The 18450-nt window shown below is 44.1% G+C and carries 20 protein-coding genes; 19 read left to right on the top strand and 1 reads right to left on the bottom strand.

The window, feature by feature from the left end:
• Positions 1-11 precede the first annotated feature (11 nt).
• From A8805_RS11590 to A8805_RS11620, 7 genes are all read left to right on the top strand, one after another.
• Positions 12-686 (top strand): 4Fe-4S dicluster domain-containing protein, encoded by a 675-nt coding sequence (locus A8805_RS11590; protein WP_109711269.1) that lies wholly within the window; start codon positions 12-14, stop codon positions 684-686.
• Between the two features lie 15 nt (positions 687-701).
• Complete coding sequence (locus A8805_RS11595; protein ID WP_109711271.1) at positions 702-2303, top strand: FAD-dependent oxidoreductase; 1602 nt, start codon at positions 702-704, stop codon at positions 2301-2303.
• Positions 2304-2410: 107 nt separating this feature from the next.
• Positions 2411-3253, top strand: coding sequence for a fumarate hydratase (locus A8805_RS11600; RefSeq protein WP_109711273.1), 843 nt, complete (start codon positions 2411-2413; stop codon positions 3251-3253).
• Positions 3254-3811 (top strand): Fe-S-containing hydro-lyase, encoded by a 558-nt coding sequence (locus tag A8805_RS11605; protein ID WP_109711275.1) that lies wholly within the window; start codon positions 3254-3256, stop codon positions 3809-3811.
• A 392-nt stretch (positions 3812-4203) separates the two neighbouring features.
• Entirely contained in the window at positions 4204-5619 is a 1416-nt protein-coding gene (gene rhaB, locus A8805_RS11610) for a rhamnulokinase (RefSeq protein WP_109711277.1), read from the top strand.
• 77 nt (positions 5620-5696) lie between these two features.
• Positions 5697-6950 (top strand): L-rhamnose isomerase, encoded by a 1254-nt coding sequence (locus A8805_RS11615; RefSeq protein ID WP_109711279.1) that lies wholly within the window; start codon positions 5697-5699, stop codon positions 6948-6950.
• A gap of 274 nt (positions 6951-7224) precedes the next feature.
• Positions 7225-7542 carry a helix-turn-helix domain-containing protein gene (locus A8805_RS11620; RefSeq protein ID WP_109711281.1) on the top strand — a complete coding sequence of 106 codons (318 nt, stop codon included), beginning with the start codon at positions 7225-7227 and terminating at the stop codon, positions 7540-7542.
• Positions 7543-7563: 21 nt separating this feature from the next.
• Here the strand turns inward: A8805_RS11620 and A8805_RS11625 are convergent, their stop codons facing one another.
• Positions 7564-8280 (bottom strand): phosphatase, encoded by a 717-nt coding sequence (locus A8805_RS11625; protein ID WP_109711283.1) that lies wholly within the window; start codon positions 8278-8280, stop codon positions 7564-7566.
• A 389-nt stretch (positions 8281-8669) separates the two neighbouring features.
• Here A8805_RS11625 and A8805_RS11630 point away from each other — a divergent pair, with 389 nt between their 5' ends.
• From A8805_RS11630 to A8805_RS11685, 12 genes are all read left to right on the top strand, one after another.
• Positions 8670-11201 carry a glycyl radical protein gene (locus tag A8805_RS11630; RefSeq protein WP_109711285.1) on the top strand — a complete coding sequence of 844 codons (2532 nt, stop codon included), beginning with the start codon at positions 8670-8672 and terminating at the stop codon, positions 11199-11201.
• A 21-nt stretch (positions 11202-11222) separates the two neighbouring features.
• The gene (locus tag A8805_RS11635; protein ID WP_109711287.1) at positions 11223-12017 is read left to right on the top strand and encodes a glycyl-radical enzyme activating protein; all 795 of its coding nucleotides are present in this window, start codon (positions 11223-11225) and stop codon (positions 12015-12017) included.
• Between the two features lie 5 nt (positions 12018-12022).
• Positions 12023-12385, top strand: coding sequence for a BMC domain-containing protein (locus A8805_RS11640; protein ID WP_109711289.1), 363 nt, complete (start codon positions 12023-12025; stop codon positions 12383-12385).
• 6 nt (positions 12386-12391) lie between these two features.
• Positions 12392-12886: a EutP/PduV family microcompartment system protein gene (locus tag A8805_RS11645; RefSeq protein WP_109711291.1), complete on the top strand. Its 495-nt coding sequence runs from the start codon at positions 12392-12394 to the stop codon at positions 12884-12886.
• Between the two features lie 101 nt (positions 12887-12987).
• Positions 12988-13794, top strand: a complete 807-nt coding sequence (locus A8805_RS11650) for a class II aldolase/adducin family protein (RefSeq protein ID WP_109711293.1) — start codon at positions 12988-12990, stop codon at positions 13792-13794.
• Positions 13795-13815: 21 nt separating this feature from the next.
• Positions 13816-14337, top strand: coding sequence for a GlcG/HbpS family heme-binding protein (locus A8805_RS11655; protein WP_109711295.1), 522 nt, complete (start codon positions 13816-13818; stop codon positions 14335-14337).
• Positions 14328-15716, top strand: coding sequence for an aldehyde dehydrogenase family protein (locus A8805_RS11660; protein WP_109711297.1), 1389 nt, complete (start codon positions 14328-14330; stop codon positions 15714-15716). The genes A8805_RS11655 and A8805_RS11660 overlap by 10 nt, the downstream gene beginning before the upstream one ends.
• A gap of 16 nt (positions 15717-15732) precedes the next feature.
• Positions 15733-16944 (top strand): zinc-dependent alcohol dehydrogenase, encoded by a 1212-nt coding sequence (locus A8805_RS11665; RefSeq protein ID WP_109711299.1) that lies wholly within the window; start codon positions 15733-15735, stop codon positions 16942-16944.
• Positions 16945-16970: 26 nt separating this feature from the next.
• Positions 16971-17315, top strand: coding sequence for a BMC domain-containing protein (locus A8805_RS11670; protein ID WP_109711301.1), 345 nt, complete (start codon positions 16971-16973; stop codon positions 17313-17315).
• 12 nt (positions 17316-17327) lie between these two features.
• Positions 17328-17603 carry a BMC domain-containing protein gene (locus A8805_RS11675; protein WP_109711303.1) on the top strand — a complete coding sequence of 92 codons (276 nt, stop codon included), beginning with the start codon at positions 17328-17330 and terminating at the stop codon, positions 17601-17603.
• 24 nt (positions 17604-17627) lie between these two features.
• Positions 17628-17912 (top strand): BMC domain-containing protein, encoded by a 285-nt coding sequence (locus tag A8805_RS11680; RefSeq protein WP_109711305.1) that lies wholly within the window; start codon positions 17628-17630, stop codon positions 17910-17912.
• A gap of 257 nt (positions 17913-18169) precedes the next feature.
• Positions 18170-18448: a BMC domain-containing protein gene (locus A8805_RS11685; RefSeq protein WP_109711540.1), complete on the top strand. Its 279-nt coding sequence runs from the start codon at positions 18170-18172 to the stop codon at positions 18446-18448.
• The last annotated feature ends 2 nt before the right edge of the window (positions 18449-18450 follow it).

An 18450-nucleotide genomic window follows, 5' to 3' on the forward strand; every position in this document is an offset into this window, starting at 1 on the left:
CTGGTAGGAAAATGCAAGAAATGATAGATGTATATTTTTTTGGTAAAAAATATAGCGTTCCGGCGGATTTGACCATTATGACCGCCATGGAATATGCCGGTTATACCCTGAGCCGCGGCTGCGGCTGCCGTCATGGATTCTGCGGTGCGTGTGCGACGATTTACAGAGTAAAGGGAAAGAATGAGCTTAAGACCTGTCTGGCCTGTCAGACTCAGGTGGAAGCAGGAATGTATGTTGCCAGTATCCCATTTTTCCCAACGGACAAACGGACCTATGATATTGAACAGATTAAGCCGACTGAACAGATTATGATGGAGCTTTATCCGGAAATCTACAGCTGTATCGGCTGTAATGCCTGTACCAAGGCTTGTACCCAGGATTTGGATGTGATGCAGTATATTGCTTATGCCCAGCGGGGTGATTTTGAGGCATGTGCTGAAGAATCCTTTGACTGTGTTGGCTGCGGCTGCTGCTCCACCAGATGTCCGGCCGGAATCTCTCATCCCATGGTCGGTGTGCTGGCGCGCAGATTGACCGGTAAGTATATTGCGCCGGAGACCGCTCATTTGAAAAAGCGTGTCGAAGAGGTTCGCGAGGGTGCTTTTGATGAACTGATTGAGCAGATTATGCAGAAGCCCATTACTGAGATGAAAGAACTTTATAACACCAGAGAGATTGAAAAATAGGGAGGGGATTTTTTTATGATTACAGAAGCAATGCGCGAGTCTATGAAAAATGTAGAAGCAACCCGTGCCGAGCGTATGGGTGTTGAGCCGAAACGTATGACCGCGGAAGAAAAAGATACCCTTCTCAAGGCGTATCATCCTGATTACCGTGAAAATGGTTTTGCAGATATTAAAATCGGACCTAATAAAGGACAGAAAGTACCTGCTGAATTGGGCAACTTATTGAATTCCAACAGCCGCATCTTAAATGAAAAGATCGATCTTGGCAAAGTGGATTATGAAGCCGACGTTCTGGTCATCGGGGGCGGCGGTGCCGGTGCATCGGCAGCAATTGAAGCTCACGAAGCCGGAGCCAATGTGATAATGGTAACCAAGCTGCGAATCGGTGATGCCAATACGATGATGGCAGAAGGTGGGATTCAGGCCGCTGATAAAGAAAACGATTCCCCGGTTCAGCATTATCTGGATGCCTTTGGCGGCGGTCATTTTGCGGCGCGTCCGGAACTACTGAAGCGTCTGGTGATGGAAGCGCCGGATGCAATCAAGTGGCTGAATGAACTGGGCGTTATGTTTGATAAAGATGCTGACGGTAGAATGGTTACTACTCACGGCGGTGGAACTTCCCGGAAACGGATGCATGCCTGTAAGGATTATTCCGGTGCAGAGATTATGCGGACCCTGCGTGATGAGGTGCTGAACCGTGATATTCCGGTTGTTGAATTTACTGCAGCAGTAGAGCTGATTAAAGATGACAAAGGCCAGGCAGCGGGAGCAGTTTTGCTGAATATGGAGACCGGAGATTATATGGTGGCAAAAGCAAAAACAGTGATTATTGCCACTGGAGGAGCCGGACGTCTGCACTATCAGAATTTCCCTACCTCCAATCATTACGGGGCGACCGCAGATGGACTGGTTATGGGATACCGGGCCGGAGCAACCCTGCTTTATCAGGAAACCATTCAATATCATCCCACCGGTGTTGCCTACCCGTCACAGATCTTTGGTGCGCTGGTAACCGAAAAAGTCCGCTCTCTTGGCGCAATGCTTATTAACGCGGATGGAGAAGCATTTATGCATCCGCTGGAAACCCGTGATGTATCAGCTGCTTCCATTATACGTGAGTGCAGTGACCGCGGCAAAGGTGTGGAGACACCGCTGGGCAGCGGTGTGTGGCTGGATACTCCGATGATTGAAATACTTGGTGGCGAAGGGACAATTGAAAAACGAATTCCGGCGATGCTGCGGATGTATTTAAACTATGACATTGATATGCGCAAAGAACCGATTCTTATCTATCCAACCCTGCATTACCAAAACGGGGGATTGGAAATCGGCGGCGAAGGATTTACAAAAGCTATTGATAATCTCCTGGTAGCCGGTGAAGCAGTTGGAGGAATCCATGGTAAAAACCGTTTGATGGGAAATTCTCTCCTTGACATCATTGTATTTGGACGCAATGCCGGAAAGGCAGCAGCTCAAAAAGCGAAGAAAACAAAATTAGGTACACTTAATCTGGATCATGTAGTACAATATGCAGAGGAACTTAAAAAAGCCGGTGTTGAAGCGGACAATATATCACCATTGTTACTGCCGCAATATGCCCGTCATGAAAGATAGCAAGGAAACCAGGATGTACTTGCTGAGTAAGGTCTGAAAAGACCAGACCTACCTTATTGAACATTAGTAGTTCAATAAGTATAAGTAGCATAAGCAGGAGGAAAAAAATGCGAGAAATTCAGGTAAGCCAGATAACAGATGTGATTGAGCGGCTTTGTATCGAAGCGAATGAACATCTGCCGGGTGATGTAAAAGATGCAATTCAGACTTGTCGTGCCTGTGAAGATTGGGATATCGCACAGGGCGTACTGGATCAGATTATTGAAAACTATGAAATTGCTGATCAGCAGAATGTTCCAATCTGCCAGGATACCGGGATGGCCTGCGTATTTTTGGAAATTGGTCAGGATGTACATATTGCCGGGGGCGACTTAACAGATGCAGTCAATGAAGGTGTCCGCCGCGGATACGATAAAGGATATCTCAGGAAATCGGTTGTTGGTGACCCGGTCCGCCGCGGTAATACCGGTGATAATACGCCGGCTATGATCTATACCGAAATTGTGCCGGGAGATCAATTAAAGATTACAGTGGGACCGAAAGGATTTGGCAGTGAAAATATGAGTATGATCCGGATGTTCAAGCCTTCGGCCGGACTTCAGGGAATCAAAGACTTTATCCTGGAAGTCGTTGAAACAGCAGGACCTAACCCATGTCCGCCCATGGTGGTCGGTGTAGGCATCGGCGGCACTTTTGATAAAGCGGCATTGTTAGCTAAAAAAGCACTGATGCGCCCCATTGATACTGCTCATGAAGATCCCTATTATGCGGAGCTGGAAGTAGAGATGCTGGAAAAAGTGAATCAGCTCGGCATTGGACCCCAGGGTTTTGGAGGCCGTACGACAGCGATTGGATTGAATATTGAAACGCTGCCGACGCATATTGCCGGAATGCCGTGTGCAGTCAATATCAATTGTCATGTAACGCGTCATAAGTCGGAGGTGATATAGATGGAAAAATATATTCAACTGCCATTAACTGAAGAATTAGCTAAGACATTGCACGCCGGTGACACCGTATATTTAACCGGGACCATTTATACCTCCCGTGATGCCGGACATAAACGGATGTGTGAAACGCTGGAGCGCGGTGAAAAACTTCCTTTTGACCCGCAAAATGCAACGATTTATTATGTTGGCCCGACACCGGCTAAACCGGGTCAGGTAATTGGTTCAGCCGGTCCGACGACCAGCGGCCGGATGGATGCATATGCACCGACGATGATGTCGGTGGGTGCCAGGGGAATGATTGGCAAAGGGGCACGTCTGCCTGAAGTTGTAGAGGCAATGAAGAAGCACAGCGGTGTGTATTTCGGAGCCATTGGCGGAGCAGGAGCATTGCTGGCTAAATGTATTAAAAGTGCAAAATTAGTGGCATACGAAGATTTGGGTGCAGAAGCGCTCCGGGAATTATATGTAGAAGATATGCCATTGGTAGTTATTATCGACAGTGAAGGCAATAACCTGTATGAAGATGGCAGAGCAGCCTATCTGAAACAGAAGCAGTAGACAGCTTGGAGGAAAACAGACAGAATCAACATGGGGTTCCTCAATCTCAAAGAACTATTTGATTAGAAGATAATTGACATCTTCTATAATATTGACTATAATACACTTAACAAGGGAGCCGTTGGTCAGCGTACACCACCTGACCGCCGGTAAGATTAAGTCTTAAAATAGCGCCTTATCTTGCTAGGACAGGGGCGCTATTTTTTGTGTTTAAAAATCGCTATAACAAGGGTTATAACATCCCAACGGCTCCCTGGGTGAATATATTATTGTCAATGTCATGAAGAAAAGTGCAAATAAGGACGGTCTATTAAATAAATAACGTCCTTTTTTTGTATGCTTTTTCTGATTATAATAAGTGTAGAATCGAAAAAGTACGAAGGAGGCACAAAATGGAGAAGTATTATTTGGCCGTTGATATCGGGGCATCCAGCGGGCGTCACATGCTTGCATCCATGGTGGACGGAAAGATGCATCTTGAAGAAGTGTACCGTTTTCCGAATGGCATGGATAATAAGGATGGTACATTGTGTTGGGATGTGGACCGTCTGTTTTCCGAAATTAAGAATGGTCTGAAGAAGTGTAAAGAGCTTGGCAAGATTCCGGCTTCCATGGGAATTGACACATGGGGTGTGGATTATGTATTGCTTGATAAAGATGATAAGATTTTGGGAGATACTGTTGGTTATCGTGACAGCCGCACAACGGGGATGGACGAGAAGGTATATGAAAAGATTTTTCTGGAGGATTTATACAAGAGAACCGGAATCCAAAAGCAGATATTCAACACGGTTTACCAGCTCATGGCAGTAAAGGAGACACATCCTGAATATTTGGAACAGGCAGAAGCTATTCTGATGATACCGGATTATTTTCATTTCTTACTGACTGGTGTAAAGAAAATGGAATACACCAATGCAACTACGGGACAGTTAATCAGTGCTGTGACAAATGATTGGGATTATGAGCTGATGGATATGTTAGGGTATCCTTCCAAGATGTTCCAGCCTGTTTCTATGCCTGGCGCAGTGGTAGGGAATTTTTCGAAAGCGATACAGGAAGAAGTTGGATTTGACTGCAAGGTTGTGCTGCCTGCGACACACGATACTGGTTCTGCTGTACTGGCAGTCCCTACGAATAACGACAATGCAATATATATTAGTTCAGGCACGTGGTCATTGATGGGAATTGAAAGAAAAGAAGCGGATTGTTCCATGGACAGCATGAAGGCCAATTTTACAAATGAAGGCGGCTATGATCACAGATTCCGTTATTTGAAAAATATTATGGGATTATGGATGATTCAATCTGTCAAGAAGGAATTTGAAGAGGATCTGTCCTACGGCGAGATTTGTGCAAGAGCATCACAGGAGGCAATCCCATCTATTGTGGATTGCAATGATAACTGTTTCCTGGCTCCTGATAGTATGATTCAGGCTGTGCAGGACTTCTGTAAAAAAACAAATCAGCAGATACCAGATGGTGTGGGCGAAATAGCAGCAGTTATTTACAACAGTCTTGCAAAATGCTATGGTGACACCATCGAAGGAATTGAGGCAATTACCGGTAATACGTATGATACAGTTTATGTTGTAGGCGGCGGAGCGAATGCCGGGTATCTGAATGAACTGACCGCAAAGTATACAGGAAAGCAAGTATCAGCAGGACCTACAGAGGCCACAGCAATTGGGAATATCGTTGTACAGATGCTGCATGACGGGGTGTTTGCAAACCTTCCTGAAGCAAGGGCATGCATTGGGGAATCATTTGATATAAAGAAATACGATGAAAATGGAAAACAATTCTGAAAATGGAACTCAAAGGGGTCAGACCCTTTTCAAAAGGGTCAGGCCCCTTCGGAACTTTGAAAAAGGAGGATATTACTATGACAACGAAAGAAAGATATGAATCAGCGAAAGAAATTTATGCAAGTGTTGGTGTTGATACTGACAAGGTGTTGGAGACTTTGAAATCTGTGCCGATTTCTATGCATTGCTGGCAGGGGGATGATGTAGGTGGATTTGACCGTGAGGGTGCTCTTACTGGGGGAATCCAGGCTACGGGAAATTATCCGGGGAAGGCAAGTACACCGGAAGAGCTGATGGCTGATATTGATAAGGCGTTAAGTCTGATTCCAGGAACACATAGAATTAACGTACATGCAAGTTATGCTGTTTTTGAAGAAGGTGAATGGGCTGACCGTGATAAACTGGAGCCTAAGCATTTTAAGAAATGGGTAGAGTTTGCGAAAGAGAGAGGTCTTGGACTGGACTTTAACCCTACTTATTTTTCACACCCAAAGGCAGCAGAATATACATTGACGAGTCCTGATGAGGATATCCGCAAGTTCTGGATTGAACATGGAAAGGCTTGTATCCGTATTTCCCAGTATTTTGCTGAGGAGTTGGGAACTCCTTGTCTGATGAACATTTGGATTCCTGATGGATTCAAGGATGTTCCGGCCGACAGGATGGGACCAAGGGCAAGATATAAAGATTCTCTGGATCAGATTTTGGGAATAGATTATGATAAGGAAAAAGTTCTTGTATGCCTGGAGTCTAAAGTCTTTGGTATCGGACTGGAAGCTTATACAGCAGGTTCTGCGGAATTTACAATGAATTATGTAATGAATAAGGGCATTGTGCCTTTGATGGACAATGGTCACTATCATCCTACAGAAGTGGTTTCTGACAAGATTTCTTCTATGCTGTTATTCAATGACAAGATTGCGCTTCATGTAACAAGGCCAATCCGCTGGGACAGTGATCATGTTGTGCTGCTTGATGATGAGACAAAAGAGATTGCAAAGGAAATCGTAAGAAATGATGCTCTGAGCAGAGTGATTATCGGACTGGATTTCTTTGATGCAAGCATCAACAGGATTTCTGCATGGGTAGTTGGTATGAGAAATATGCAGAAGGCATTGATGCTAGCCATGTTAAGTCCAAGTGAAAAGCTCAAGGAACTGCAGGATACACAACAGTTTACAGAATTGATGGCAGTGCAGGAAGAGTTGAAATGTTATCCGTTCGGTGATGTATGGAATTATTTCTGCGAAGTTAACAATGTGCCGGAGAGAGCTGATTGGTTTAAAGAAGTACAGCGTTATGAAACAGAAGTGCTTTCTAAGAGGGCATAATCAGATTTTGCAATAAAGAAAAATGGCTTAAACCTGCCTGGTTGGGCCATTTTTTATTGGGCGTAATCTGATAAGGTATTTTGGACATGTGGTAAATATAAATGGAATATTTCAATTGTACCGGGTAAAGCAAGATGTGTCATGCAAGTACAAACTGCTTGACATATTAACCAGTAGATAAATATTATGCACCTGTGCTATGATAAGGATATAAAAAGCTAAACGGATATGGATATGCTGTACAGAAATTAAGAGCATGAAGGGAGTGGGCTGTATGGAAAAAAAGCAGTATCCTGGAATAAATATGGAGAGAACAGGGAGCTGGCTGCGTTACGTATGCAGAGTGAAGAAGATTTCTGTGAAAAAGCTTTGTGAATACATGGGGCTGGGATCGCCCCAGTCAATTTATGCATGGTTTTGTGGGAGGACACTCCCATCCCTGGATAATTTTTACGCGCTGGCTCAGGTCGTGTCCATGCCATTGGATGAGCTGATCGTGAATCAGGAAGAGCATCTTCCCAATGGCTTCTGTGAAAAAGAAGGGAGTCAGAATATAAGAGTGCTGATGTACGGGATGCGTTTTGTACTCTGAGTAATCCTTTGGCCCTTTCATTTACCTCTCTAAAAAGCACTTGAATGCTTTCACTGAATAATTCATAATCAGTGATTCCGGCATTCCGGCAAGGGCTATAAGCTCCAGCGCATGGGAAAAGTCACCAACATGCCTGGTGCCATGGCTGTCGCTTGCCAGTATTACGGGGTAATGAAAGTGCCTGCACAAATTTAATATCATCAAGTCATTGAACCGGGTGTCTCCCCGATATCCATCAGGACTTAATGAGCTGTTATTAATTTCGAGCAGTACATTGTACTTCATTGCCGCTCTGACAATCTCAAGATAATCTACAGGATATTTTACATCGTCACAATGTCCGATTATGCGTACATTTGGGTTTTTCATAGCGGCAATGTAAGCCTTGGTGTTCTCTTCCAGAGTACCAGGTTTTTTAACTGGTTTATGAATGCTGGCAATCGCATAATCCAGCTTTTCAAGAATAGAATTTTCCAAATCCAGCTTTCCGTCATTATTTAGAATGTTTACCTCAACTCCATAAAGCATTTCCACACCAAAACGCTGCTTTTGGGCATGTGCCAGACTGCGGAAGTAAGAAGGCTTTCCTCCGCCAGGGGTAGCAGGGCCGTGGTCTGATATGCCGAGCAGTTTTAAATTCCCGGCGGCCGCAGCTTTGGCCATATCTGTGATTGTTGCAGCAGAGGCATGACCGCTGGCAATTGTATGAGTATGTATATCCAATTCAAAAGAAGACATAGTCGTTGTGCCTTTCTGTCTAGAAATAAATTTTTCCCTTATAAAAATTTAATATAACCTTACGGAAACGAAGCCGCTGTAAGGTCATGAAGAAGCCGCAAAGTAGATTTTAGCTTTCCTCTTTATATAGTATGCTGGATTTACATAGGTTTGTCAATAAAAAACCAGAATAAAAACTCGGAAAACCAATAAAAGCAAACAAATAAATATTGAGATTCGTTGGAATTGAGTGTAAAAATCAATGGATATATGTTGTTTTTGTTGACTTGTATATGGCGTTGAAGTATAATAATGACAATTGGTGTAATGGCGTATCCAGTCTCAGCTTGTGAATGCGGCCCTGCACTAAATATAGAACATTTATACATAGGGAAGGAGCAAAGAAACTGATGGGATTGTATACTTATAACAGTACTGACATACCGAAATCGGAGCGTATCCCAAAGCTTGTTGAGAACCTGTATGCCAGGATGCCGGAAATCGAGTCGGCCAGAGCCGTGCTGCTTACGGAATCTTACGAACAAACAGAAGACGAGCCTGTTATTATCCGCCGTGCAAAGGCGTTCCGACATATTTTGGAGAATATCCCAATTGTCATTCGTGATTTGGAACTGATTGTTGGCAGTACAACAATAGCTCCCCGGGGATGCCAGACTTATCCGGAATTTTCTTACCAGTGGCTGGAGGAAGAGTTCGATACAGTAGAGACCAGATCTGCGGACCCTTTTTATATATCGGACAAAACGAAAGAAGAACTCAGACGGGTAAATAGGTATTGGAAGGGCAAGACAACAAGTGAGCTTGCTACGACTTATATGGAGTCTGAAACTTTGCTTGCAATAGAGCACGGTATATTTACACCTGGAAATTATTTTTATAATGGTGTGGGACATGTGACAGTAAAATATGGTGAGGTTTTGAAGACAGGCTTTTCGGGGATTAAAGAGAAGGCCAGGTGCCAGAAGGCGAAGCTTAACCTGACGGACGGTGATTACCAGCAGAAGTCAAGATTTTTGGAAGCAGTAATGATTAGCTGTGATGCTGCTGTTACATATGCAAAGCGTTATGCAAAGCTTGCTTTGGAGGAAGCCCAGAAGTGCCCGGATATGACACGGAAGAAAGAACTGCTTCAGATTGCACAGAATTGTGCGAATGTTCCGGAGAAGGGAGCATCAAATTTTTATGAAGCATGCCAGTCTTTCTGGTTTGTACAGCAGTTACTTCAGATTGAGTCCAGCGGACATTCTATTTCACCGGGAAGATTTGACCAGTATATGTATCCTTATTATAAGGAAGATATTGACAATGGTAAGATAACAAGGGAATTTGCTCAGGAGCTGATGGACTGTATCTGGGTGAAGCTAAATGATTTGAATAAGTGCCGGGATGCTGTTTCCGCAGAAGGATTTGCAGGGTACAGCTTGTTCCAGAACCTGATTGCCGGAGGACAGAATGAAGACGGGGTTGATGTGACAAATGATTTATCATTTATGAGTATTCAAGCCACTATGCATGTATTTCTTCCCCAGCCTTCACTGTCAGTCCGAGTATGGAATCAGACACCCCATGAATTCCTGATAAAGGCTGCGGAGCTGACCCGTACAGGGATTGGATTTCCTGCATATTATAATGATGAGGTTATCATCCCCTCCCTTGTAAGCAGAGGGCTGACTTTGCAGGATGCTAGGGATTATAATATCATCGGATGTGTGGAGCCGCAGAAATCAGGAAAAACAGAAGGATGGCATGACGCTGCATTTTTTAATATGTGCCGTCCGCTGGAATTGGTTTTTAGCAATGGAATGGATAAAGGGATTCAGATAGGACCAAAGACGGGCAGAGTAGAAGAGATGAAGACATTTGAAGAATTCTACGGCGCCTATAAGGCACAGATGGATTATGCAATTAAGCTGCTGGTCAATGCGGACAATGCTATTGATGTGGCACATGCCGAAAGATGTCCGCTGCCCTTCCTTTCCTCAATGGTAGACGATTGCATAGCGAACGGAAAAACGGTCCAGGAAGGCGGCGCGGTGTATAACTTCACCGGTCCCCAGGGCTTTGGAGTCGCAAACATGGCAGATTCACTGTATGCAGTGAAAAAGCTGGTTTATGATGAACAAAAAGTGACTATGAAAGAAATGAAGGAAGCACTGGCGGCGAATTATGGTAAGGGATTAAGCGAAGAAGATGTTGCATTTTTGACGGCGAAAATAGCCGGCAGTATGAAAGCGGCGGGACAGACTGTAGGTGAGCAGGAGATTTCCGCAATTCTGAAGACGGTAGTTGCCGCTTCAGAGGCACCAGAGGTAAAGAAAAAGGGTGAAAGAATTTTGAAGTTGATTGAAGAAGTGCCTAAGTTTGGAAACGATATCCTGGAAGTGGATGCATTTGCAAGGGATGTGGCATATACATACACAAGACCGCTTCAAAATTACAGAAACCCAAGAGGAGGTATTTTTCAGGCAGGGTTGTACCCTGTATCGGCAAACGTACCTTTGGGTGCACAAACTGGGGCAACTCCTGACGGGCGTCTGGCATATACTCCAGTTGCCGACGGGGTCTCACCATCGGCAGGAAAAGATGTGAACGGGCCTACCGCTGCTGCAAACTCAGTATCCAGGCTGGATCATTATATTGCATCTAACGGAACCTTGTTCAATCAAAAGTTCCATCCCTCTGCACTGAGCGGCAGAAAGGGGCTTGAGAATTTTGTGGGACTGATCCGTTCTTACTTTGAGCAGAAAGGGAGCCACATGCAGTTTAATGTAGTAAGCCGTGAAACCTTGCAGGATGCACAGAAGAACCCGGAACAGTACAAGCATCTGGTAGTCAGAGTGGCAGGATACAGTGCATTGTTTACCACACTGTCCAAGTCACTTCAGGATGATATTATACAAAGGACGGAACAGGGCTTCTAACCTGGAGAAAGGAACCGCAGCATGAATGACTATTTGAAAACGAAAGGCCGCATTTTTGATATACAGCGGTATTCTATACATGACGGAGACGGGATCAGGACAATTGTATTTCTAAAAGGATGTGTTTTAAAATGCCGCTGGTGCTGCAATCCTGAGTCACAGCGGTATGAAATTGAAACGATGTTGGTACAGGGTGAGCCCAAGGTAATTGGAAGGGATGTTACAGTTGAAGAAGTGATGGAGACGGTGGAAAAGGACCGTACTTACTATAGAAAGACCGGAGGCGGACTTACTCTGTCGGGCGGTGAAAGTCTCTGTCAGCCTGAGTTTGCTGCAGCACTTCTAAAAGCAGCCTGTGAGGTGGGTATTAATACGGCACTGGAAAGCATGGGATGTGCGCCCTATGAAGTGATTGAGGGACTTCTTCCCTACTTGGATCAGTATTTACTGGATATTAAGCATATGAATCCAAAGAAGCACAAAGAATATACAGGACGCTCCAACGAACTGATGCTGGAAAATGCCATGAAGATAGCACAATCGGCCGGGCCGGAATTAAGTATACGAATACCAGTGGTTCCGGGATTCAACGATACAGTTCAGGAAATACGTGATATTGCAGAATATACAAAGAAACTCGGTAACGTCAGGCGGATTCATCTGCTTCCGTATCACAGGCTTGGCCAGGATAAGTATGAAGGTCTTGGCAGAGAATACCTGATGAAAGATGTGGAGCCGCCGTCAAATGAAAAGATGGAATTGTTGCTGCAGGCTGCAGGGCAGGCATCCCAAATGGAATGCCAGATAGGAGGTTAAGGCAGATGAATTATGAGCAAATACCTGAAAGAATTGTACAGGAACTGGTTCCGGGCAAGGAAATTACGATTGCCCACCTGATTGCAAATCCTGATATCACTTTGTATGAAAAACTGGGACTTGATCCAGGGGCGGAGTACAGTAAATCAGCGATTGGTATACTGACTATCAGCCCGGCAGAAACAACAATTATTGCAGCCGATGTGGCAATTAAGGCAGCAGGAATTGAACTGGGATTTGTGGACAGATTCAGCGGTACTTTAATTATAACGGGTACAATTTCCGAGACAGAAGCTGCCATCTGTGCAGTTTTGGAATATATCAAACAGAAGATGGGCTTTTCTGTATGTGAAATAACAAGGACTTAGTTTACTATGAAGAAAATTGTACTTATGGGCCGGAGTGAATGTGGAAAAACTACATTAACCCAGGCGTTAAAAGGTGAGGAAATTCAATATCATAAAACTCAATATGTAAATAACTTTGATGTTATCATAGATACTCCGGGCGAATATGCCCAGACAAAGCATCTGGGATATGCTCTTGCTCTTTACGCTTATGAAGCAGATGTAGTAGGGCTTTTGCTGTCCGCGGTGGAACCGTATTCTCTGTATCCGCCCTGTTGTACTGCCATGTGTAACCGTGAGGTAATTGGGATTGTGACAAAAATCTACGATGAGAAGGCAGATGTAAACCGGGCAGAGAGATGGCTGAAACTTGCCGGATGTAAAAAAATCTTCCATGTAGATTCTAAAAATTACGAAGGAGTTCCCGAGATTCTGGAGTATCTGAAGGAGGAGGGGGATGTACTTCCCTGGGAAATGGAAGAAAGAGGTAAAAACGGCAAAAGTACAATAAAAACAACATAAAAATAAGTTGACTGATGTGGGTTTGTGTGGTAATATCGAGTTAGAAACAACAAGAAACAAATGTTTAGTTTTGTTTTAAGAGTCCAAGGAGGAAAAATAGGATGCAAAACGAATACGAAATCAAAAAAGAAATGTGTGAAATTGGTAGGAGAGTTTACAACCGTGGCATGGTTGCTGCAAATGATGGTAACTTTTCTGTAAAACTGAATGACAATGAATTTTTATGTACGCCTACAGGTGTCAGCAAAGGCTTTATGACACCGGAATATATTTGTAAAGTGGATGCAGAAGGAAACGTAATCCAGGCAAATAAGGGATTCAAGCCATCTTCAGAGATTAAAATGCATATGCGTGTATATAAAGAAAGACCAGATGTTAATTCTGTGGTACATGCTCACCCGCTGTATGCTACAACATTTGCTATAGCTGGAATTCCTCTGACACAACCAATCATGCCGGAGGCTGTTATCGCTTTAGGATGCGTTCCTATTGCAAAATATGGAACACCGTCTACTGTAGAAATTCCAGATGCAATATCTGAGCACTTACAGTATTTTGATGCGGTATTACTGGAAAATCACGGAGCGCTTTCCTATTCTGACTCCTTGCTGAATGCTTATCATAAGATGGAATCTTTGGAATTCTATGCACGTCTGTTATACCAGTCAAATATGCTGGGCGGACCACAGGAACTGTCCAAAGAGCAGGTAGAAAAACTATATGAAATCAGAAGACAGTTTGGTCTTCCGGGAAAACACCCTGCAAACGTATGCCCTAACGCTAAAGAAGGCAAGCCAAGCTGCCATAGCTGCGGAAGTTCATGCGGCACAGGTACGGCTGATGCTTCTGCAGATGCAGACTTAGTTGCATCCATCACGAAGAAAGTAATGGCTCAGCTCGGATTGTAAAAATTAGAAGTGAGGACTGCTATGAACGAACGGGATATTACCAATGCTGTGAAAGCAGTGTTAGATCAAATGAAAGAAAAAGGTTCTCATCCGGAAAACGGACATGTATGCAGGTGCAGTCAGCATAAGATGACATTGAAGGCAGCTAACGCCTTGATTGAGAAGGTTAAGGAAAAGGCGGCTAAGATGGGAGTCAGTATTGTAATTGCTGTTTCTGACCAGGCCGGAAGACCTGTGGCCGTCCAGTCTATGGATGGTGCCTACATAGCAAGTTTTGACATTGCAGTAAATAAAACATTTACTTCAGCGAGCCTCAAGATGTCGACAGAAGCACTTAGTCATCTAAGCCAGCCGGGCCAGCCTTTATATGGAATTCAATTCACAAATGAAGGAAAGATTGTTATATTTGGCGGCGGGGAACCGTTGGAAGCAGATGGTAAAATAATCGGAGCCTTAGGGGTCAGCGGCGGGACGGCCGAAGAAGATACCGCCATTGCTGCTTATGGCAAAGAAATTTTTGAGGAGGTATTAGCGTGTCTGTAAGTGAACAGGTGATTCAGGATATAGTTCAGGAAGTTATGGCAAAAATGCAGATTGCATCCGAAGTATCCAAAAGCCGCGGCGTATTTGCCGGAATGGACGAAGCAATAGATGCTGCAAAAAAGGCACAGAAGATTGTCAGCAGAATGTCCATGGATCAAAGAGAAAAAATTATTTCTAATATTAGAAAAAAGACAGTAGAAAATGCCGAGATTCTTGCACGTATGGGTGTACATGAGACAGGCATGGGTAATGTGGGCCATAAAATTTTAAAACATCAGTTGGTTGCGGAAAAGACACCAGGAACGGAAGATATCACAACAACTGCATGGTCAGGAGACAGAGGGCTGACGCTGGTAGAGATGGGACCGTTTGGTGTTATCGGTGCGATTACACCATGTACAAATCCAAGTGAGACAGTTATCTGTAATACAATAGGGATGCTGGCGGGAGGCAATACGGTAGTATTTAATCCACATCCGGCAGCAACTAAAACATCTATTTATGCAGTAAATATGTTAAATGAAGCTTCTATAGAAGCAGGCGGTCCGGATAACATCGCATGTACCGTTGAGAAACCGACCATGGAATCCAGTAATATTATGATGAAGCATAAAGACATCCAGTTGATTGCTGCAACAGGAGGACCAGGTGTTGTAACAGCTGTTTTATCCTCTGGTAAGAGGGGAATCGGTGCAGGTGCAGGTAATCCTCCGGTACTTGTGGATGAGACTGCGGATATCCGCAAAGCGGCAGAAGATATTATAAATGGATGTACATTTGACAATAACCTGCCTTGTATTGCTGAGAAGGAAGTTGTGGCTGTAACTTCCGTCGTAGAAGAATTAATTCACTACATGGTCAGTGAACAGGGATGTTATTTGGCAACTAAAGAGGAACAGGATGCATTGACAGCAGTTGTTTTGCAGAATGGCAGATTGAACAGAAAGTGTGTGGGAAAGGATGCCAGGACTTTGCTGGGAATGATTGGAATAAGCGTTCCGGGCAATATCAGGTGTATCATATTTGAGGGAGTTAAGGAGCATCCATTAATTGAAGAAGAACTGATGATGCCGATTCTGGGTATTGTCAGAGCAAAGGATTTCGATGATGCGATAGAGCAGGCACTCTGGCTGGAGCATGGCAACAGACACTCTGCACATATCCATTCAAAAAATGTAGACAATATCACAAAATACGCAAAAGCAATGGATACAGCGATTCTTGTAAAGAACGGTCCATCTTACGCGGCACTGGGATTCGGGGGCGAAGGCTTCTGCACATTCACCATTGCCAGCAGAACAGGTGAGGGGCTCACAAGTGCAAGTACATTTACAAAGAGAAGACGCTGCGTAATGGCAGAGAGTTTATGCATTAGGTAAAACAGGAGGAAATAAAATGGAAATGAATTCCGCAAGTGTAGAAGCAGTTGTAAAGCAGGTGCTGGAAAGTATGCTGGAAAAACAGATTACTCCGGCGGCAGGCGCAGCAGCAGGAAGCGGAGCAGTACCTAAGACTGCACGTGTTGCTATGTTGACAGCTCTTGAGCATTATGATATAAAAGAATATCCGATACCGGAAGTTGGGGACGGAGACATCCTGGTAAAAGTAGAGGGATGCGGTGTGTGCGGCACAGATGCTCATGAGTTCAAGAGAGACCCATTCAGCCTGATTCCGGTTGTTCTAGGACATGAAGGTACTGGCGAAATTGTAAAAATGGGCAAGAATGTGAAAATCGACAGCGCCGGAAAAGAGCTGAAGGTTGGGGACAAAGTTGTTACCTGTATGATTTTTAAAGATGACCCGGACATTACAATGTATGATCTGAATAAGCAGAACGTGGGCGGCGCTGACGTATATGGACTGCTTCCGGATGATGACATTCATTTAAACGGATGGTTTTCAGATTACATACTCATTCGTGAGGGTTCCACAGTTTTCAATGTAAGTGACCTTGATTTGAAATCCAGAATTCTCATTGAGCCGTGTGCAGTTCTTATTCATGCGGTAGAACGGGCAAAAACCACAGGTATTTTAAGGTTCAACAGCAGAGTAGTAGTACAGGGATGCGGACCTATCGGTTTGATTTGTATTTCAATCCTTCGTACTATGGGTATTGAAAATATTGTTGCTGTAGACGGAGAACAGAAGAGACTGGATTTTGCCAAGAGAATGGGCGCAGAAAAGTCTGTAAACTTCAAAGACTTCAAAGGAATTGAAGCTCTTGCAGAAGGTGTAAAGGATGCATTTGGCGGACATCTCGCAGATTTTGCATTCCAGTGTACAGGTTCACCGGCAGCACACTCCAACATTTATAAGTTTATCCGCAATGGAGGAGGACTCTGTGAGTTAGGATTCTTTATCAATGGAGGAGATGCAACAATCAATCCTCACTTTGATTTGTGCTCTAAGGAAATCACACTGGTTGGTTCCTGGGTATATACTTTGAGAGATTATGCTACAACATTTGATTTCTTAAAGAGAGCAAAGGCAATCGGGCTTCCAATGGATGACCTCATCACTCATGAGTTCCCGCTGGAGCAGGTGAATGAAGCTCATCAGGCCAACCTGAAAATGGAAGGACTGAAAATTGCTATTATCAATAAATAGCAGCAATCCCAAAAAGGAGAATTGATATGGGAGAAGCAGTAGGCATGTTAGAGGTATTCGGGCTCTCAACAGCATTTGCGGCGGCTGATGCCGGATGTAAGGCTGGAAATGTACGTCTGGAGACCTTTGATAAAAATAAACCGGCAAATGCAGATGAATTACCTGTACCACTGATTGTAATGATTAAGTTTCGCGGAAGCGTATCCGATGTTCAGGCAGCACTAGACGCAGCTAAAAGGAAGGCAGAGGAACTGGCAGGAATTGTAGCTGAATACGAAATTGCAAGACCAACAGAGGATACAGAAAAGATGCTGAAGCTGAGCGGTTTAGATAAAGGAAAACCAAATAAAATTTTTGTAGAAGAAGTCTAGGAGGAAATTAAAATGGCACAACTGGCATTAGGTATGGTAGAAACAAGAGGTCTTACAGCAGCAATTGAAGCAGCAGACGCAATGACAAAATCTGCTGAGGTTACATTAGTAGGAACAGAGAAAATTGGTTCAGGACTGGTAACAGTTATGGTACGCGGAGATGTAGGAGCTGTAAAAGCGGCTGTTGAGGCAGGAGCTGATGCAGCAGGAAGACTGGGAGAATTAGTAGCAACACATGTAATCCCAAGACCTCACAATGATGTAGAGAAGATCCTTCCAACCGTATAAGAACTACAGTAAAGGAGCAGTCTCATGGGACAGGCGTATGGATTTTTTGAAATTCCGAGTGTGACAGCCGCAGTTGTTGCCGTTGACATTATGTGCAAGACGGCAGATGTGCAGTTTGTTACCTGGGAAAAAAAGTTAGGTGGAAGACTTGTAACAATTATTATCCGCGGAGATGTATCTGCTGTAACGCAAGCCATTGAAACTGCCGCAGCAAATGGAATTAAGAAACCCGTAGCGCAAGTGGTAATTGCAAGTCCCCATGAAGAGATTATCAAAATCATTAATAACAGTGCAAACCGAGTAAGTTAGGAGGCAGTCAGATGGCGGAAGAAAAGAAATCAACCGGTGAAGAACAGGCCCCAGGCACCTCTAAACCAGAAGAGGCAGCAAAAAAGAGTACAGCCAAATCCACCAGTGCTGTAAAAGGCACGGCTGGTAAAACAAAAGCTGCATCCACAAAGAAAACAACTACGGCGAAAGCGCCCGCTAAAACAGTACAAAGAGTAAAGCAGACGGCGCAGCAGGTGGAACAGGTAGAAGAGATTCAATTAAAGGAGGAAAAAAGAATGTCACAGGAAGCATTAGGAATGGTTGAAACAAGAGGTTTGGTAGCATCAATCGAAGCAGCAGACACAATGCTTAAAGCTGCAAATGTAGTATTAGTCGGAACAGAAAAAATTGGTTCCGGACTTGTAACAATTATGGTGCGCGGAGACGTAGGAGCTGTAAAATCAGCAGTTGAGTCAGGCGCAGAAGCAGCAGGAAGACTGGGAGAATTAGTAGCAACACATGTAATCCCAAGACCACACAATGATGTAGAAAAGATTCTTCCTCAGGTTAAATAGTT

It is taken from the genome of Faecalicatena contorta, from assembly GCF_003149105.1.
Classification (GTDB): Bacteria; Bacillota; Clostridia; order Lachnospirales; family Lachnospiraceae; genus Muricomes; species Muricomes contortus_C.

What these genes read in the sequence shown, in the direction of transcription:
- A8805_RS11640 (WP_109711289.1), top strand. Translation starts at nt 12,023, where the DNA reads ATGAATTATGAGCAAATACCTGAAAGAATTGTACAGGAACTGGTTCCG.
- A8805_RS11620 (WP_109711281.1), top strand. Translation starts at nt 7,225, where the DNA reads ATGGAAAAAAAGCAGTATCCTGGAATAAATATGGAGAGAACAGGGAGC.
- A8805_RS11590 (WP_109711269.1), top strand. Translation starts at nt 12, where the DNA reads ATGCAAGAAATGATAGATGTATATTTTTTTGGTAAAAAATATAGCGTT.
- A8805_RS11645 (WP_109711291.1), top strand. Translation starts at nt 12,392, where the DNA reads ATGAAGAAAATTGTACTTATGGGCCGGAGTGAATGTGGAAAAACTACA.
- A8805_RS11685 (WP_109711540.1), top strand. Translation starts at nt 18,170, where the DNA reads ATGTCACAGGAAGCATTAGGAATGGTTGAAACAAGAGGTTTGGTAGCA.
- A8805_RS11665 (WP_109711299.1), top strand. Translation starts at nt 15,733, where the DNA reads ATGGAAATGAATTCCGCAAGTGTAGAAGCAGTTGTAAAGCAGGTGCTG.
- A8805_RS11600 (WP_109711273.1), top strand. Translation starts at nt 2,411, where the DNA reads ATGCGAGAAATTCAGGTAAGCCAGATAACAGATGTGATTGAGCGGCTT.
- A8805_RS11625 (WP_109711283.1), bottom strand. Translation starts at nt 8,280, where the DNA reads ATGTCTTCTTTTGAATTGGATATACATACTCATACAATTGCCAGCGGT.
- A8805_RS11605 (WP_109711275.1), top strand. Translation starts at nt 3,254, where the DNA reads ATGGAAAAATATATTCAACTGCCATTAACTGAAGAATTAGCTAAGACA.
- A8805_RS11675 (WP_109711303.1), top strand. Translation starts at nt 17,328, where the DNA reads ATGGCACAACTGGCATTAGGTATGGTAGAAACAAGAGGTCTTACAGCA.
- A8805_RS11635 (WP_109711287.1), top strand. Translation starts at nt 11,223, where the DNA reads ATGAATGACTATTTGAAAACGAAAGGCCGCATTTTTGATATACAGCGG.
- A8805_RS11680 (WP_109711305.1), top strand. Translation starts at nt 17,628, where the DNA reads ATGGGACAGGCGTATGGATTTTTTGAAATTCCGAGTGTGACAGCCGCA.
- A8805_RS11630 (WP_109711285.1), top strand. Translation starts at nt 8,670, where the DNA reads ATGGGATTGTATACTTATAACAGTACTGACATACCGAAATCGGAGCGT.
- A8805_RS11650 (WP_109711293.1), top strand. Translation starts at nt 12,988, where the DNA reads ATGCAAAACGAATACGAAATCAAAAAAGAAATGTGTGAAATTGGTAGG.
- A8805_RS11595 (WP_109711271.1), top strand. Translation starts at nt 702, where the DNA reads ATGATTACAGAAGCAATGCGCGAGTCTATGAAAAATGTAGAAGCAACC.
- A8805_RS11615 (WP_109711279.1), top strand. Translation starts at nt 5,697, where the DNA reads ATGACAACGAAAGAAAGATATGAATCAGCGAAAGAAATTTATGCAAGT.
- rhaB (WP_109711277.1), top strand. Translation starts at nt 4,204, where the DNA reads ATGGAGAAGTATTATTTGGCCGTTGATATCGGGGCATCCAGCGGGCGT.
- A8805_RS11670 (WP_109711301.1), top strand. Translation starts at nt 16,971, where the DNA reads ATGGGAGAAGCAGTAGGCATGTTAGAGGTATTCGGGCTCTCAACAGCA.
- A8805_RS11655 (WP_109711295.1), top strand. Translation starts at nt 13,816, where the DNA reads ATGAACGAACGGGATATTACCAATGCTGTGAAAGCAGTGTTAGATCAA.